This window comes from Amycolatopsis vancoresmycina, assembly GCF_000716785.1.
Lineage (GTDB): Bacteria > Actinomycetota > Actinomycetes > Mycobacteriales > Pseudonocardiaceae > Amycolatopsis > Amycolatopsis vancoresmycina.
In genome coordinates this window covers 234,791-249,817 of record NZ_JNYY01000014.1, presented here as the reverse complement: position 1 = coordinate 249,817, position 15,027 = coordinate 234,791, and the positions used below count along the sequence as shown (strand labels likewise).

Here is a 15,027-nt window from a genome sequence, read left to right as displayed (position 1 = left end):
AAAACTTTCGACGCTTTCGAAGTCCCGCGCGGACCCGTTGTCCCGCAAGAGGATTCGCCCGGCGTCAGGCGCCCTTCGCCTCGTCGTACCGCGCCTGGGCCGCCAGCACGGCGGGCACACCGGCTTCGAGCACCTCGATCAGCGCCAGCAGCCGCCGGGCCACCTCCTGCCCGGCGGGCGTGAGGCTGTACTCCACGTGCGGCGGGATCGTCGGGCGCGCGTCGCGGTGCACGAAGCCGTCGCGCTCGAGCGCCTGCAGCGTCTGGGCGAGCATCTTCTCGCTGACCCCCTGCACCCGGCGGCGCAGCGCGTTGAACCGGAAGACGCCGTCGTTCAGCGCGACGAGGGCGAGCACCCCCCACCGGCCGGTGACGTGTTCCAGCACGGCCCGGGACGCGCAGGCGGCACTGAAGACGTCGGCGATCAGCGCCTCGTGCTCGGCGTCGGACACGCCGTCACCTCGTTGTCCATCCACCCCTCGATACTACCCAAGAGTTTGCACGATGGATGTGACGGCACTAACAATGAGTTGGTACTTTCTAAAAGTTAGTACATCCTCCAGGAGCCAGGTACTTGAACCTTCAAGGAGTTCTCATGATCGTCGTCACCGGCGCCACCGGCCACCTCGGCAAGCTCGTCGTCGAAGGCCTGCTCGAGAAGCTGCCCGCCGACCAGGTCGTCGCCGCGGTCCGCACCCCGGAGAAGGCCGCCGGGCTGGCCGAACGCGGCGTCGAGGTGCGCCGCGCGGACTACACCGACCCCGAAAGCCTCGTCACCGCGTTCAAGGGCGCCGACAAGGTGCTGCTGGTTTCGAGCAGCGAGGTCGGCAAGCGGGTCGAGCAGCACGAGGCGGTCATCGAAGCGGCGAAGCAGGCCGGGGTGGGCCACCTCGTCTACACCAGCGCACCGCGCGCGACGACGTCGGCGCTGGTACTGGCCCCGGAGCACAAGGCGACCGAGGAACTCATCGAGGCGTCCGGCCTGACCGCCACCATCCTGCGCAACAACTGGTACCACGAGAACTACGCCGACACGATCAAGCAGGCCGCCGAGACCGGCAGCTTCGTCGGCAGCGCGGGTGACGGCCGGGTCGCCGGCGCCGCCCGCGCGGACTACGCCGCGGCCGCGGTCGCCGTGCTGACCGGCGAAGGGCACGAGGGCAAGGTCTACGAGCTCGCCGGGGACACCGCCTACTCGTACGCGGACCTGGCCGCCGAGGTCGGCAAGGCCACCGGCCGCGAGACCCGGTACGTCGACCTGCCGGCCGACGAGCACGCCAAGGCGCTCACCGAGGCGGGCCTGCCGGAACCGGTCGCCGGCTTCCTCGTCGCGCTGGACGCCAACACCAGGGACGGCCTGCTCGCCGAAACCACGGCCGATCTCCGCACGCTCATCGGCCGCCCGGCCACCCCGATCGGCGTGACCGTGGCCGAGGTCGCCGGGACGCGCTGAACCCGCTGCGGAGCCGCCCGGCCGCCGTCACAGGGGACGGCCGGGTGGCTTCCGCCGCGACACGCTGGTCTCCCGCAACGGCGGCTGCCACACCCGGGCTTCGGGGGCGTGGCCGTCGTCGCCGGGCTGGTCGAGCGGGTCGGTCCCGTTCTGCCAGCGAGCCCAGTGAGCCGCGCACATCCTCCGCCAGAGGGCCGGCTCGTCGCACTGGTACCGCCGGCAGGCCGGCACCCGCTCCTGGTGATCGCTCACGTATCGCTCCACTCGCCTTCAGACGTTCCGCGTTCAACTATCACAGCGACCGTGGCGTTGTCGATGCTTCCCCGGCGGGGAGAGACCGTTCCGCTCGCCGGGGTTAACCCTCCGCTAACCGGGAAAGCCGTCCTCCGACCGCCACCCGGACGACGGAGGGAATGCCGTGTTCCGCCACACGAAGCTGCTGCAGTTCGAAGCCAAGCCCGAAAAGCCCGACCCGGTCTACGCCCACAAGCTCCAGGAACTCATCGGCGGCGCCTTCGGCGAGATGACCGTCACCATGCAGTACCTGTTCCAGGGCTGGAACTGCCGCATCGAAGGCAAGTACAAGGACCTGATCATGGACACCGCGACCGAAGAGATCGGGCACGTCGAAATGCTCGCCACCATGGTCGCCCGCCTCCTCGAAGGCGCCCCGGCCACCACCACCGCCGAAGCCGTGAAAGACCCGGTCATGGCCGCGATGCTCGGCGGCATGGACGTCCAGCAGGCCATCGTCGCCGGCGGCGGTGCCCTGCCTGCCGACAGCAACGGCACCCCCTGGAACGGCAAGTACATCGTCGCCTCCGGCAACCTGCTGGCCGATTTCCGGGCCAACGCCGCCGCCGAAGCCCAAGGCCGCCTGCAGACCGCCCGGCTCTACAACATGACCGACGACCCCGGTGTCAAAGCCATGCTCAAGTTCAACCTCGCCCGCGACACCGTCCACCAGAAGCAGTGGCTCGGCGCCATCGAGGAGCTCAAAGCCGACGGCCTCGAAGACGAGATCGCCCCCAACGCCCTGCTCGACGAAGAGGACCAGACCCACAACAAGACGATCTGGCACCTGTCCGACGGCCCCGACGGCGCCAAGGGGGCCGGCTGGACCACCGGCGCCGGCCTCGAATACCTCATGGACCCCGAACCCCTCGGCGGCCCCGGCACCGCACCCAAGCCCGACCCCGCGCTGTACGGCACCTACGCCCCGCTGCAGGACGCGAAGGGCACCGCGAAGGGCAAGGCCAAGCAGGTCAAGAACAAGCTCACCTGACCCACCGGCACCGCCGGCCCGGGGCCGCCGCCACGGCGGCCCCGGGCGGAGAGGCGCGCGTCACGGATTCGGGAGACCGCAGGCCGGGTATCCGGGCGGAGTTCGCTCGCGCACCTGTGGAGGCCCTGTGCAGCCTTGGCCCGGTTCCCCCTACCCGCTCGGAGCCGATTACGACGGCGTCGGCACCAACTTCGCGCTCTTCTCCGAGGTCGCCGAGCGCGTCGACCTCTGCCTGTTCGCCCCGGACGGGACCGAGACCCGGATTCGGCTGCCGGAGGTCGACGGCTTCGTCCACCACGGCTACCTGACCGGCGTCGGCCCCGGTCAGGAGTACGGCTTCCGGGTCCACGGGCCGTACGACCCCGGCCGCGGCCTGCGGTGCAACCCGGCCAAGCTGCTGCTCGACCCGTACGCCAAGGCGGTGACCGGCCGGGTGGACTGGGACGAGTCGGTGTTCAGCTACCGCTTCGGCCGGCCCGAAGAGCGCAACGACGACGACTCGGCGGCGCACACGGTCCGCGCGGTCGTCGTCAACCCGTACTTCGACTGGGCCAACGACCGGCCGCCGGGCGTGCCGTACAACGAGACCGTCGTCTACGAAGCCCACGTCCGCGGGCTGACGAAGCTGCACCCGGACATCCCGGAGGAACTGCGGGGCACCTATTCCGGGCTGGCGCACCCGGTGATGATCGACTACCTCAAGACCCTCGGCGTCACCGCCGTCGAGCTGATGCCGGTGCACCAGTTCCTGCACGACCACGCCCTCACCGAGCGCGGCCTGGCCAACTACTGGGGCTACAACACGATCGCCTACTTCGCGCCCCACAACGAGTACGCCGCTTCGATCATGCCCGCGACGCCGGGCAGCGAGGTGCACGAGTTCAAGGCGATGGTGCGGACCCTGCACGAGGCCGGGATCGAGGTCATCCTCGACGTCGTCTACAACCACACGGCCGAGGGCAACCACCTCGGCCCGACGCTGTCCATGCGCGGCATCGACAACCAGGCGTACTACCGGCTGGTCGAGGACGACCCGCAGTACTACATGGACTACACGGGCACCGGCAACTCCCTCAACGTGCGGCAGCCCCACACCCTGCAGCTGATCATGGACTCGCTGCGGTACTGGGTCACCGAAATGCACGTCGACGGCTTCCGCTTCGACCTCGCCGCCACCCTGGCCCGCGAGTTCTACGACGTCGACCGGCTGGCCACCTTCTTCGACCTGGTGCAGCAGGACCCGGTGGTGAGCCAGGTGAAGCTGATCGCCGAGCCGTGGGACGTCGGCCCCGGCGGGTACCAGGTCGGCAACTTCCCGCCGCTGTGGACCGAGTGGAACGGCCGCTACCGCGACACCGTCCGCGACTTCTGGCGCGGCGAACCGGCGACGCTGGGCGAGTTCGCCTCGCGGATCACCGGCTCGTCGGACCTCTACCAGAGTGACGGGCGGCGGCCGTTCGCGTCGATCAACTTCGTCACCGCGCACGACGGCTTCACGCTGAACGACCTGGTCTCCTACAACGAAAAGCACAACGAGGCCAACGGCGAGGACGGCCGCGACGGCGCCGACGACAACCGGTCGTGGAACTGCGGTGCGGAAGGCCCGACCGAGGACGAGAAGGTCCTGGACCTGCGGGCACGCCAGCGCCGCAACCTGATCGCCACGCTGCTGCTGTCCCAGGGCGTGCCGATGATCCTGCACGGCGACGAGTTCGGCCGCACCCAGCAGGGCAACAACAACGCCTACTGCCAGGACAACGAGCTGTCCTGGGTGGACTGGTCGCAGCTGGAGCAGCACCGCGAGCTGTTCGAGTTCACCTCGGCCGTCGTCGACCTGCGGCGGCGGCACCCGGTGTTCCGCCGCCGCCGCTTCTTCGCCGGCCGCCCGATCCGCCGCGGCGACGAACTGCGCGACATCGCCTGGTTCACCCCGGCCGGCGAGGAGATGACGGACCGGGACTGGGAGGCCGGCTTCGGCCGCAGCATCATGGTCTTCCTCAACGGCACGGCGATCCCCGACCTCGACGCCCGCGGCGAGCGGGTCCTCGACGACTCGTTCCTGCTCTGCTTCAACGCCCACGACGACGACATCACGATGACCGTCCCCGACGACGAGTACGGCGCGGAATGGGCGATCGTCGTCGACTCGGCGACGGGCGAGGTGTTCCACCGGTCCATCGGCGGCGTGCTGGTCGGCGGCATGGCGGGCGAACAGCCGGTCACCCCGCGCACGGTGCCGGGCGGCGGCACGGTGGTGGTCGCCGGCCGCGCCCTGACCGTGCTGCTGCGAACCCGGGAGAGCGGAACCCGGTGACGCACCCGGGACGCCGGCGGCCCGTGACGAGCCGCCGGCGTCCGGGGTCAGCCGAGGCCCGGGCCCCGGGCCGGCTCCGGCCCCCGGGTGCTGTGCCCGGCGCGGGCGGTCAGCAGGCCGAGGGCGATCATGCCGACGCCGAGGCCGAGGTGCAGCCAGTTGTCCGCGGTGTTGACGGGCACGAAGTTCGCGTCGCTGCCGTGGTCGATCAGCAGGCCGTAGAGCCACAGGACCAGGTAGACGACGCCGCCGGCGACGAGGTACAGCCGGGCGCCGCGCGCGGTGCGGGCCGCGGCGAGGCCCACCACGCCGAACAGCAGGTGGACGATGTTGTGCAGGACCGAGACCATGAACACGCCGAGCAGCATGGCCATCGAGTCGTGGCCGGCGAAGCTCAGCCGGTCGTAGTCCGTCGTGATGCCCGGGACGAACCCGAGCACGCCGACCAGCAGGAAGACGACCGCAACGACCGCGGCGGCGACCTGCACGGGCGATTTCGTGCGGGTGTGGGTGGCGGTGGACATGGGGTTTCCTTTCCGCGGTCGGCGCCCCGCCGGTGGACGGAGCCAGACCGGGCGGCTACCCGGCGGTACCGCGGCTAACCACCCACGCCGTTACCCCGGACGGCTGGTCCCGCACCCGGTCCCGTCCGGCGCGTGTATCCGCGCCCGCGGGTGGGTACGCGCGCGGGACAAGCCCGTCCCCGGCAGCACCAGGTGGGAGTCCGATGACCGACACGGTGGCACGCCCGGCCCCGATCCCGCACCGCCCGGTGCACCGGGGGAAGCGCGGCGAGACGATCCTGAAGACCATCCGCACCACCGACCACAAGACGATCGGCGTGCTGTACCTGACGACGTCGTTCGGGTTCTTCCTGATCGGCGGCCTGACGGCGCTGCTGATGCGCGGCGAGCTGGCCCGGCCCGGCCTGCAGTTCCTGTCGCCGGAGCAGTACAACCAGCTGTTCACCATGCACGGCACGATCATGCTGCTGCTCTACGCCACGCCGAACCTGTTCGGGTTCGCCAACTTCGTGCTGCCGCTGCAGATCGGCTCGCCGGACGTGGCGTTCCCCCGGCTCAACGCGTTCTCCTACTGGCTGTACCTGTTCGGCGGGACGATCGTGCTCTCCGCCTACGCCACCCCCGGCGGCCCGCCCGACTTCGGCTGGACCGCCTACACGCCGCTGTCGGACGCCGTGCACAGCCCCGGCGTCGGCGGCGACCTGTGGATCACCGGGCTGATCGTGGCCGGCCTCGGCACGATCCTCGGCGCGGTCAACATGATCACCACCGTGGTGTGCCTGCGCTGTCCCGGGATGCTCATGTGGCGCATGCCGATCTTCACCTGGAACATCCTGTTCACGTCGATCCTGATCCTGCTCGCGTTCCCGATCCTGACCGCGGCGCTGTTCGCGCTGCTGGCCGACCGGCACCTCGGCGCGCACGTGTTCGACCCGGAGAACGGCGGCGCGATCCTGTGGCAGCACCTGTTCTGGTTCTTCGGCCACCCCGAGGTCTACGTGGTCGCGCTGCCCTACTTCGGGATCGTGACCGAGATCGTGCCGGTGTTCAGCCGGAAACCGCTGTTCGGCTACAAGCTGATGGTGTTCGCGACGATCGGGATCACCGGGCTCTCGGCGGTGGTGTGGGCGCACCACATGTTCGCCACCGGTGCCGTGCTGCTGCCGTTCTTCTCGATCATGACGTTCCTCATCGCGGTGCCGACCGGGATCAAGTTCTTCAACTGGATCGGCACGATGTGGCGGGGCCGGCTGACGTTCGAGTCGCCGATGCTGTGGTCGGTCGGCTTCATGGTGACGTTCCTGCTCGGCGGCCTGACCGGGGTCATCCTCGCGTCCCCGCCGCTGGACTTCCACGTCCACGACAGCTACTTCGTCGTCGCCCACTTCCACTACGTGCTGTTCGGCACGATCGTCTTCGCCACCTTCGCCGGCATCTACTTCTGGTTCCCCAAGATCACCGGCCGGATGCTCGACGAACGGCTGGCGAAGTGGCACTTCTGGACGACGTTCATCGGCTTCCACACGACGTTCCTCATCCAGCACTGGCTCGGCGACGCGGGCATGCCGCGCCGCTACGCCGACTACCTGTCGAGCGACGGGTTCACCTGGATGCACATGGTTTCCACGATCGGCGCGTTCCTGCTGGGCCTGTCGGTGCTGCCGTTCATCTGGAACGTCTTCAAGAGCTACCGCTACGGCGAACCCATCACCGTCGACGACCCCTGGGGCTACGGCAACTCGCTCGAATGGGCCACCACCAGCCCGCCGCCCCGGCACAACTTCCTGGAGCTGCCCCGCATCCGCTCGGAGCGCCCGGCGTTCGAGCTGCACTACCCGCAGATGGTGGCGCGGATGCGCGCCGAAGCCCACGTCACCCGCGGCCACCCCGATGGCAAGCCGTCGGGAGCGGAGATCGCGGCCGCGGCCACCCAGCCGAGCGAGCAGGGCGAGAGCGAGGATCCCCGCGGCCGCTGATCGCCGGCGTCAGAGGATGGGCGTCCCGCCGGTCACCGCGACCCGCGCCCCGGACACGTAACTGCCGTCGTCGGAGGCGAGCAGCACGTACACCGGCGCCAGTTCGGCCGGCTGGCCGGCGCGGCCCAGCGGCACCTGCTCGCCGAAGGACTTCACCGCCTCCTCCGGCATGGTCGACGGGATCAGCGGCGTCCAGATCGGCCCCGGCGCGACGCTGTTGGCCCGGATCCCCCGCGGTCCCAGCAGCTGGGCCAGCGCCGCGCACATGTTCGCGATGCCCGCCTTCGTCACGTCGTAGGGCAGCAGCTGCGGGGTCGGGTTGTCGGAGTTCACCGACGAGCTGCCGATGATCGACGCGCCCGGCTTCAGGTGCGGCACGGCCGCCTTGGCGAGGTGGAAGAACGCGCTCAGGTTGGTGGCGATCGTGTGGTCCCACTCCTCGTCCGGGATCTCTTCGAGGGTCTCGTGGGTCATCTGGAAGGCGGCGTTGTTGACCAGCACGTCGAGCCGCCCGAACTCCTCGACCGCCCGCGCGACGAGCGCCCGGCAGTGCGCCGGGTCGGCGACGTCGCCGGGCACGACGACGGCCTTGCGGCCGGCCTCCTCCACCCAGCGCCGCGTCTCTTCGGCGTCCTCGTGCTCGTCCAGGTAGGAGATCAGCACGTCGGCGCCTTCGCGCGCGTAGGCGATCGCGACCGCGCGGCCGATGCCGCTGTCCGCCCCGGTGATGAGCGCCGCCTTGCCGGTCAGCTTGCCGGAGCCGCGGTAGGTGTGCTCGCCGTGGTCGGGGCGCGGCGTCATCGCGGCGGTCGTCCCGGGCGGGTTCTGCTGCTGCGGGGGCTGCTGGGACACGGTGGCTCCTCAGGGTGCGGAAACGGCTCTCGGTCTCCGTGTTCCCGTCCGCGGGCGATTCAGTCTGTCATCTTGATGATGACCTCAGACTTGTCATCGTTTGGATGACATGCTAGAACAGAAGGGCGTGTTGACACCCACCGTCGAAGCCAGGAGGAGGACACCGATGTTGATGCGCACCGACCCGTTCCGCGAGCTGGACCGCTTCACCCAGCAGGTCTTCGGCACCGCGGGCACCTGGTCCAAGCCGGCCGCGATGCCGATGGACGCCTACCGCGCCGGTGACGAGTTCGTGGTCTGCTTCGACCTGCCCGGCGTCGCCGCGGACGCCATCGAGCTCGACATCGAGCGCAACGTGCTGACCGTCAAGGCCGAACGCCGCCCGCTGCCCGGCGGCGACGACGTGCAGATGCAGGTCTCCGAACGGCCCCTCGGGGTCTTCTCGCGCCAGCTGTTCCTCGGCGACACCCTCGACACCGACCACATCGCGGCCGACTACGAGGCTGGGGTGCTGACACTGCGCATCCCGATCGCCGAGAAGGCCAAGCCGCGGCGCATCGAGATCACCGGCAGCCAGTCCGACCGCCGGGAAATCCAGGCCTGACGACGGACGACCGGGCGCCCCGATCCGGCGTTACGGCGTCGGACCGGGGCGGGACACCGTCAGCGCCGGCCCTTCCCCGCGCCCCGAAAGCGATGTCGGGCCGAACCAGTCGAGGCACACGACCATCGCGTCGTCCTCGGCCTGGCTGCCGTGCCGCCGGGTCGACAGTTCCCGCAGCATCGAGCCGGGCACGTGGGCGGCCGGCAGCTCGGCCGTCGCCGTCACCGCCTCCGCCAGCTCGCGGTCGCCGTAGCGCTCGCCGTGCAGGCCGAGCGCGTTGTAGACGCCGTCGCTGACGAAGACGAACCGGTCGCCGTCGGCCGCCTGGAAGCCTTCGACCGTGTAGATCGTGCCGTCGAACGTGCCCAGCGGCAGCTGCTCGTCGAACAGGATCCGCTCGGCCTTGCCGTCCCGCAGCCGCCAGAGCCGGGGCGAGCCGGCGTCGACCACGGACACCGCACCGGTGGCGAGGTCGAACTCCAGCAGCAGCGCGGCCACGTGCTCGGCGCCGCGGAAGTGCGCGTACAGCGCCTGGTCGGCGAGCTCCGCCTGGGCGTCGAGCGGCACTCCGGCCCGCCGGGCGTTGCGCAGCGCGTTGATCGCGAGGTTGGTCAGCAGGGCCGCTTCGCTGCCCTCCCCCATGCCGTTGATCAGCGTCACGGCGAGCTTCTGCGCCGACGCCGACCAGTCGAAGCAGTCGCCGTAGATGGCGTAGGCGGGCTCGAGCTGGCCGCCGAGCGCGAACTCGGCCCGGGTGCAGGCGCGCCCGGGCAGCAGCTGCCACTGCATCTCCGCGGCCAGCGTCAGCCGCGAGGAGCGCCGCGCCTGGATGTAGAGATCGGTGTCCCGGTCGGCGACGAACAGCTCGTGGGCCACCGCTTCGGCGAACCGTTCGAGTTCGGCCCAGACCTGCGGTTCCGGCTCCTGCGGCAGGGTCACGGCCAGGACGCCGAGCCGATCGCCGCGGACGCTGACCGGCAGGTAGCCGGTGACGCGGTCGCCGTCGTGGGCGAACGTCGCCCCCTGCGCGAGGAACGCCGCGCCCGGGGTGGTGCCCTCGACCGGGATCGGCTCCGCCGTGTAGGGCTGCTCGCCCACCTGGCACAGCTCCGTCAGGGCGTAGTCGGCCATCAGCAGTTCGACCGACAGGGCGCCGAAGTGCTCGCCCAGGCCCGAGCGCAGCGCTCCGGGCAGGTCGTGCGGCGGTACGTCACGGAGGAGACGCTCCACCGCCAGTGATCTGTCCAACGCCTGCCTCCTGCTGCTCACGGGGTCCGCGCGCACCGGCGCCGGGGGTCGATCCTTCTCGAGTCTGCGCCGCTCCGGCGTGCCGGTCTACGGCGAGTCGCGTGAGCTGTGCTGCCGGTTCAGCATAGAGATGCCACAGTGGACGCCGTGGATCGATCCCGCGAGCAGGCCGCCCCGGACGGGACGGCTGCCGTGTCGAGCCTCGCCCGCCTCTTCGAGTCGGTGGTCGAGGGCGAGCGGGACGTGTCGCCGCGCCCGCTGTCGGTGTCGCAGCTGCGCGCGGTCGTCGCGCTGGACCGCCACGACGGCGTCAACCTGCGGGAACTCGCCGAACAGCTCGGTTCGACACCGCCGCTGGTGAGCCGGTTGTGCGACCGGCTGGAGGCGGTCGGCTTCCTCGAACGCCTGCCCAGCGCGCGCAGCCGGCGGGAGCTGACCCTGCGGCTGTCCGACCGCGGCCGCGCCTACCTGCAGGACCTGCGGGCGCGGCGCCGGGACCGCGTCGAGCTGCTGCTGACGAAGATGAGCCCGGCGGGCCGCACCGCACTGGCCGCCGGGCTGGCGGAGTACCAGGCGCTGGCCGAAGCGGCCGGGGACCCCCCGGATTTGCATCGCTGACACGACTGTTGTTATATGACAATACTTAGGTTGGCGTACAGCAGAGCGCGCCCCGAACACCGGAGGAGGGGTCGGTGCTGGGCACGGACGACAACCAGGTCCGCACAGTGTTGGCGCGCGTCCTGGAGGAGGACCGGACCGCCTTGGCCCGCGACTGGGCCGGCCCGGAAGCGGGCGACGGCGGCGGCCACGAACTGCGCCGCGAAGCCGTCGAGCTGCTGGAAGCGCTCCGGAACGCGCTCACCGGCACCCTCCCGGTGTCGCGGATCGTCGACCAGGACCCGGCGGTGCAGGACGCGCTGACCTCGCTCTCGGAACGCCGGGCCCGCGCGGGCGCCCAGCCGTCGGCCACGGCCATGGCGATCCTCGCCCTCAAGCGCACGATGCTGGGCGCGATCGAGCGGCACACCGACGACTCCGCGCTGCGCTACCGGGCCGCGCTGCTGGTCAACGAGCTGCTCGACAGCGCGGGCGTGCTGACCTTCGAGGTCTACTCCGCCGGCCGGGAACGGATCATCCGCGAGCAGCACAGCCAGATGCTCGAGCTGTCCACGCCCGTCGTGCGGCTGTGGCGGCACGTCCTCGCGGTGCCCCTGATCGGCACGCTCGACAGCGCCCGCACCCAGGTCGTGATGAACAGCCTCCTGGAGTCGATCCAGGCGAACGAGGCGCGGGTGGCGATCATCGACATCACCGGCGTCCCGACCGTCGACACCGCGGTCGCGCACCACCTGCTGCAGACCGTCAGCGCCGTCCGGCTGATGGGCGCGGAGTGCGTGATCAGCGGCATCCGTCCCTCGATCGCGCAGACCATCACCCAGCTGGGCATCGACCTCTCGCACATCGTCACCCGCGGTTCGCTGGCCGACGCGCTGGCGACCGCGATGCAGCTGCTCGGCGACAGCGCGCGCCCGGTGACCGGGTGAACGCCGGCCTGCCGATCCTGCGGCTGGGTGACATCCTGCTCAGCGGGCTGCTGAGCGACCTGGACGACAAGACGGCCCTCGCGTTCACCGACGAGCTGACCGCGCGGATCGCGAACGAAGGCATCCGCGGCGTCATCGTCGACATCTCCCGGCTGGAGATCATCGACTCGTTCGTCGCCCGCGTCCTCATGCAGCTGGCCGGCACCGGACGGCTGCTCGGCACGCAGATGATCGTGGCCGGCATGCGCCCGGCCGTCGCACTGACCCTGACCGAGCTCGGGCTGCAGCTCACCGGCGTCCGGACCGCGCTCAACGCGGAGCAGGCGATGGAGCTGCTGGGCTGGCGCCGTCCCGCCGAGGCCGCCGAAGAGGCGCCTCATGCTTCCTGACGAGCGGACCACGCCGTCCGGTGAGCACCCCGTCCGCGTGGAGGAGGACCTGCTCGCGGCCCGCCACGCCGTCCGGGCCGCCGCGGTCGCCGCCGGCTTCTCGATCGTCGACCAGACGAAGATCGTCACCGCGGCCAGCGAGCTCGTCCGCAACGCCTACATCCACGGCGGGGGCGGCACGATGACCGTGGAATCCGTGCTGGACAGCGCCGGGCGGCGGGGCATCCGGCTGCAGGTGCGCGACGAAGGGCCCGGGATCGCCGACGTCGAGCAGGCGATGACCGACGGCTTCAGCACCGGCGCGGGGCTCGGGCACGGCCTGGGCGGCACCCGCCGCCTGGTCGACGACTTCGACCTCGACACCGAGCCCGGCCGCGGCACCACCGTCACGGTCGTGCGCTGGAAACCATGACCGCCACCGCGACCGCACTGACGCGCCAGATCCGCGTCGACCACCCCAGCGCCGGGTACGCCGCCGCCCGCGTCGCGCGGGAAACCGCGCAGGACGCCGGGCTGCCTGCCGTGCTGGCCGACCGCGCCGCCGTCGTGGCCGCCGAACTGGCGGGCAACATCGACAAGCACACCGGCGGCGGCTCGGTGTTCGTGCAGCGGTCGCTCAGCGGGCGCGGGGTCGACGTGCTGGCCGCCGACGACGGCCCCGGCATGGCCGACCTCGACCACTGGCTGCTCGACGGCAACACGACCACCGCCACCCTCGGCGCCGGGCTGGGCGCGGTGAAGCGGATGGCGACCGAGTTCCGGATCACCTCCTCCCCCGCGGACGGCACGCTCGCCGCCGCCCGCCTGCTCGACCCCGCCTCACCGCCGCTGCGCGGCGCCACCGGGCACTTCCGCCTGGCACGCGAGGGCGAGGAGTACTGCGGGGACGCCGTCGCGCTGGCCGAGGTCACCGGCAGCCGGACCGCCGTCGTCGCCGACGGGCTCGGCCACGGGCCCGACGCCGCCGAAGCCGCGGAAGCCGCGTTGCGCGTGTTCACCGAGAACCCGGACCGCCCGCTGCCGCACCAGCTCACGAACATGCACCGCGCGCTCCGGGCGACCCGCGGCGCCGCGGTCGCGCTCGTGCGGATCGCCCCGCGGCGGCTCGAGTTCTGCGGGGTCGGCAACGTCGGCGGGGCGAGCGTCGGCGGCGGCCCGGCCCGGCTGCTGCTCAGCACCCCCGGCGTCGTCGGGTTCACGCTGCCGGCGGCGCCGGTCCGGCACCTGACGCTGGCCGACGACGACGTCGTGGTCCTGCACACCGACGGCGTCGGCTCCGGCTGGCGCGTCTCCGGCCGGGCCCCCGACCTGCTGCTGCTCGCCGCGGACCTCGCCCACCGGCACCGGAACCCGCGCGACGACGCGGCCATGCTCGCCCTGCGCGCGGACCGGTCCGCCTGATGCGCCCCGACCTGGCCCGGATCCGGCGGCGGATCCGCACCGCCTGCGTCCAGGCCGGCGTGCCCGCCGACGACCGGGGACGGCTGGTGCTCGCCGTCACCCTGCTCGCCGAACCCGCGCTGACCGCGGGCGAAACCGTCGACCTGGCGACGGCGGCTTCCGACCACCGGCTCGCCGTGACCGTGCGGCTGGACCACGCCGTGAGCCAGGGCAGCCGCGACGCCCTGCCGCTGCTGCCCGAGCGGGGCGACGGCGACACCCTCACCTGGCACCTCACCGGCGGCCGCCCCGCGGCCCCGGCCGACCCCGACGACGACCGGGCCACGCGCGAGGAGATGCTCGCGCTGGTCGCCCGCGCCGACACCCTGGACCGGGAGCAGCGCGACCTCAAGCACGAGCTCGCGGAGACCAACAGCGGCGTCCTCGCGATGTACGTGGAGCTGGAACAGCGGGACGAGCAGCTCCGCCGGGCGCACGCGGCCATCTTCCGCGAGCTGGAGGACGCGCTGCGCCCGCGGCCGCCGTCGGTGCCGGGCCTGGAGCTGGCCGTGCACTACTCCCCGACGGACCAGGACTCCCCGACCGGCGGCGACCTCTACGACTGGTTCGTCCTGCCCGACGGGCAGGTCCACGTGACGCTGGTCGACGCGGTCGGCCACGGCGTCACCTCGACCCGCCACGCCCTGACCGTCACCCACGCGATCCGCACCCTCGCCCTGCAGGGGCACCCGTTCCGGGACCTGATCGCCCACGCGTCCCACACCCTCTCCGCGATCGAGCCGGCCCTGATGGCGACGGTCCTGCTGGCCAGGGTGGATCCGGCGACCGGCCGCACCCGGTTCGCGAACGGCGGGCACCCGGAGCCGGTGGTGGTCACCGCGACGGGCCCGGCGCGGCTGCTGCCGGCCCCGGTCCCCGGCCGCGGCGTCGGCTTCCCCGATCCGGGCAGCCGCGAGCTCGTCGAAGTGGTCATCGAGCCCGGCGACACGGTGCTGCTGTACACCGACGGCCTGGTGGAGAGCCGCAAGGACATCGACGAAGGTCAGGCCCGCCTGCTGGCGCTGGCGCAGGCCCACCGCGACCGGTCGACGGCGGGCCTGCCCCGCGACCTGGTGACCCGGATGCACGACGTCGTCCTGCACGCCGACGACACGGTCGTCCTGGCCCTCCGCCGGACAGCCGTGGCGTAGGACGGCCGGCCACGGGTACTCGCGGCCCATGCCCACCAGCCGCGTGCGAACGTTGTCCACCGGTCGTCCTGCTGCGGTCCCCGGGTGTCCCGGTCCGGCGAAGGCGGTGACGGTCCGGCGCGGCCTCGCAGCGCTGGCCGCCGGGCTCATCGCCGTTGCCGCCACCGCGTGCGACCGGCCCGCGGCCTCGCCCGGGACGGCGCACGGCGTCCCCGTCGACGGGAAGCTCACCACGAAGGCTGGCGGCC

Annotated in this window: 16 protein-coding genes; 11 read left to right on the top strand and 5 right to left on the bottom strand. The window is 71.8% G+C overall.

All coding sequences use genetic code 11. From position 1 onward, the window contains the following. Positions 1-64: 64 nt before the first annotated feature. Positions 65-451, bottom strand: coding sequence for a winged helix-turn-helix transcriptional regulator (locus OO60_RS30380; RefSeq protein ID WP_003088796.1), 387 nt, complete (start codon positions 449-451; stop codon positions 65-67). A 143-nt stretch (positions 452-594) separates the two neighbouring features. Between OO60_RS30380 and OO60_RS30375 the strand changes: the two genes are divergently transcribed. After that, on the top strand, positions 595-1,452 hold the full coding sequence (locus tag OO60_RS30375) for an SDR family oxidoreductase (RefSeq protein WP_003088793.1): 858 nt from the start codon (positions 595-597) through the stop codon (positions 1,450-1,452). A gap of 27 nt (positions 1,453-1,479) precedes the next feature. Here OO60_RS30375 and OO60_RS30370 read toward each other — a convergent pair whose 3' ends face one another. Beyond that, on the bottom strand, positions 1,480-1,704 hold the full coding sequence (locus tag OO60_RS30370) for a hypothetical protein (protein WP_240490708.1): 225 nt from the start codon (positions 1,702-1,704) through the stop codon (positions 1,480-1,482). A 166-nt stretch (positions 1,705-1,870) separates the two neighbouring features. Between OO60_RS30370 and OO60_RS30365 the strand changes: the two genes are divergently transcribed. Both OO60_RS30365 and glgX read left to right on the top strand, forming a co-directional pair. Beyond that, entirely contained in the window at positions 1,871-2,737 is an 867-nt protein-coding gene (locus OO60_RS30365) for a manganese catalase (protein ID WP_003088788.1), read from the top strand. Between the two features lie 127 nt (positions 2,738-2,864). Further along, the gene (glgX, locus tag OO60_RS30360; RefSeq protein ID WP_003088785.1) at positions 2,865-5,051 is read left to right on the top strand and encodes a glycogen debranching protein GlgX; all 2,187 of its coding nucleotides are present in this window, start codon (positions 2,865-2,867) and stop codon (positions 5,049-5,051) included. A 47-nt stretch (positions 5,052-5,098) separates the two neighbouring features. On the opposite strand, the gene OO60_RS30355 is transcribed toward glgX, so the two are convergent. Next, a complete protein-coding gene (locus tag OO60_RS30355) occupies positions 5,099-5,575 on the bottom strand; it encodes a DUF4383 domain-containing protein (RefSeq protein ID WP_033262609.1) in 477 nt (158 codons plus the stop codon). A 203-nt stretch (positions 5,576-5,778) separates the two neighbouring features. On the opposite strand from OO60_RS30355, the gene ctaD reads away from it, so the two are divergent. Beyond that, the gene (ctaD, locus tag OO60_RS30350) at positions 5,779-7,551 is read left to right on the top strand and encodes an aa3-type cytochrome oxidase subunit I (RefSeq protein ID WP_033262608.1); all 1,773 of its coding nucleotides are present in this window, start codon (positions 5,779-5,781) and stop codon (positions 7,549-7,551) included. Positions 7,552-7,560: 9 nt separating this feature from the next. Here ctaD and OO60_RS30345 read toward each other — a convergent pair whose 3' ends face one another. Then, a complete protein-coding gene (locus OO60_RS30345; protein ID WP_033262607.1) occupies positions 7,561-8,403 on the bottom strand; it encodes an SDR family oxidoreductase in 843 nt (280 codons plus the stop codon). A 166-nt stretch (positions 8,404-8,569) separates the two neighbouring features. Here OO60_RS30345 and OO60_RS30340 point away from each other — a divergent pair, with 166 nt between their 5' ends. Next, on the top strand, positions 8,570-9,007 hold the full coding sequence (locus OO60_RS30340) for an Hsp20/alpha crystallin family protein (RefSeq protein ID WP_033262606.1): 438 nt from the start codon (positions 8,570-8,572) through the stop codon (positions 9,005-9,007). A gap of 30 nt (positions 9,008-9,037) precedes the next feature. Here the strand turns inward: OO60_RS30340 and OO60_RS30335 are convergent, their stop codons facing one another. Continuing rightward, entirely contained in the window at positions 9,038-10,255 is a 1,218-nt protein-coding gene (locus tag OO60_RS30335) for a PP2C family protein-serine/threonine phosphatase (protein ID WP_033262605.1), read from the bottom strand. A gap of 147 nt (positions 10,256-10,402) precedes the next feature. Between OO60_RS30335 and OO60_RS30330 the strand changes: the two genes are divergently transcribed. From OO60_RS30330 to OO60_RS30305, 6 genes are all read left to right on the top strand, one after another. Further along, entirely contained in the window at positions 10,403-10,873 is a 471-nt protein-coding gene (locus OO60_RS30330; protein WP_425304656.1) for a MarR family transcriptional regulator, read from the top strand. A gap of 74 nt (positions 10,874-10,947) precedes the next feature. Continuing rightward, positions 10,948-11,799 (top strand): STAS domain-containing protein, encoded by an 852-nt coding sequence (locus tag OO60_RS30325; protein ID WP_033262603.1) that lies wholly within the window; start codon positions 10,948-10,950, stop codon positions 11,797-11,799. Continuing rightward, the gene (locus tag OO60_RS30320) at positions 11,796-12,188 is read left to right on the top strand and encodes an STAS domain-containing protein (RefSeq protein WP_033262602.1); all 393 of its coding nucleotides are present in this window, start codon (positions 11,796-11,798) and stop codon (positions 12,186-12,188) included. The genes OO60_RS30325 and OO60_RS30320 overlap by 4 nt, the downstream gene beginning before the upstream one ends. Continuing rightward, positions 12,178-12,600: an anti-sigma regulatory factor gene (locus tag OO60_RS30315; RefSeq protein ID WP_033262601.1), complete on the top strand. Its 423-nt coding sequence runs from the start codon at positions 12,178-12,180 to the stop codon at positions 12,598-12,600. Before OO60_RS30320 ends, OO60_RS30315 begins: the two co-directional genes overlap by 11 nt. Next, positions 12,597-13,589: an ATP-binding protein gene (locus tag OO60_RS30310; RefSeq protein WP_033262600.1), complete on the top strand. Its 993-nt coding sequence runs from the start codon at positions 12,597-12,599 to the stop codon at positions 13,587-13,589. Before OO60_RS30315 ends, OO60_RS30310 begins: the two co-directional genes overlap by 4 nt. Beyond that, positions 13,589-14,779: a PP2C family protein-serine/threonine phosphatase gene (locus OO60_RS30305; protein ID WP_033262599.1), complete on the top strand. Its 1,191-nt coding sequence runs from the start codon at positions 13,589-13,591 to the stop codon at positions 14,777-14,779. Before OO60_RS30310 ends, OO60_RS30305 begins: the two co-directional genes overlap by 1 nt. Positions 14,780-15,027: the final 248 nt, after the last annotated feature.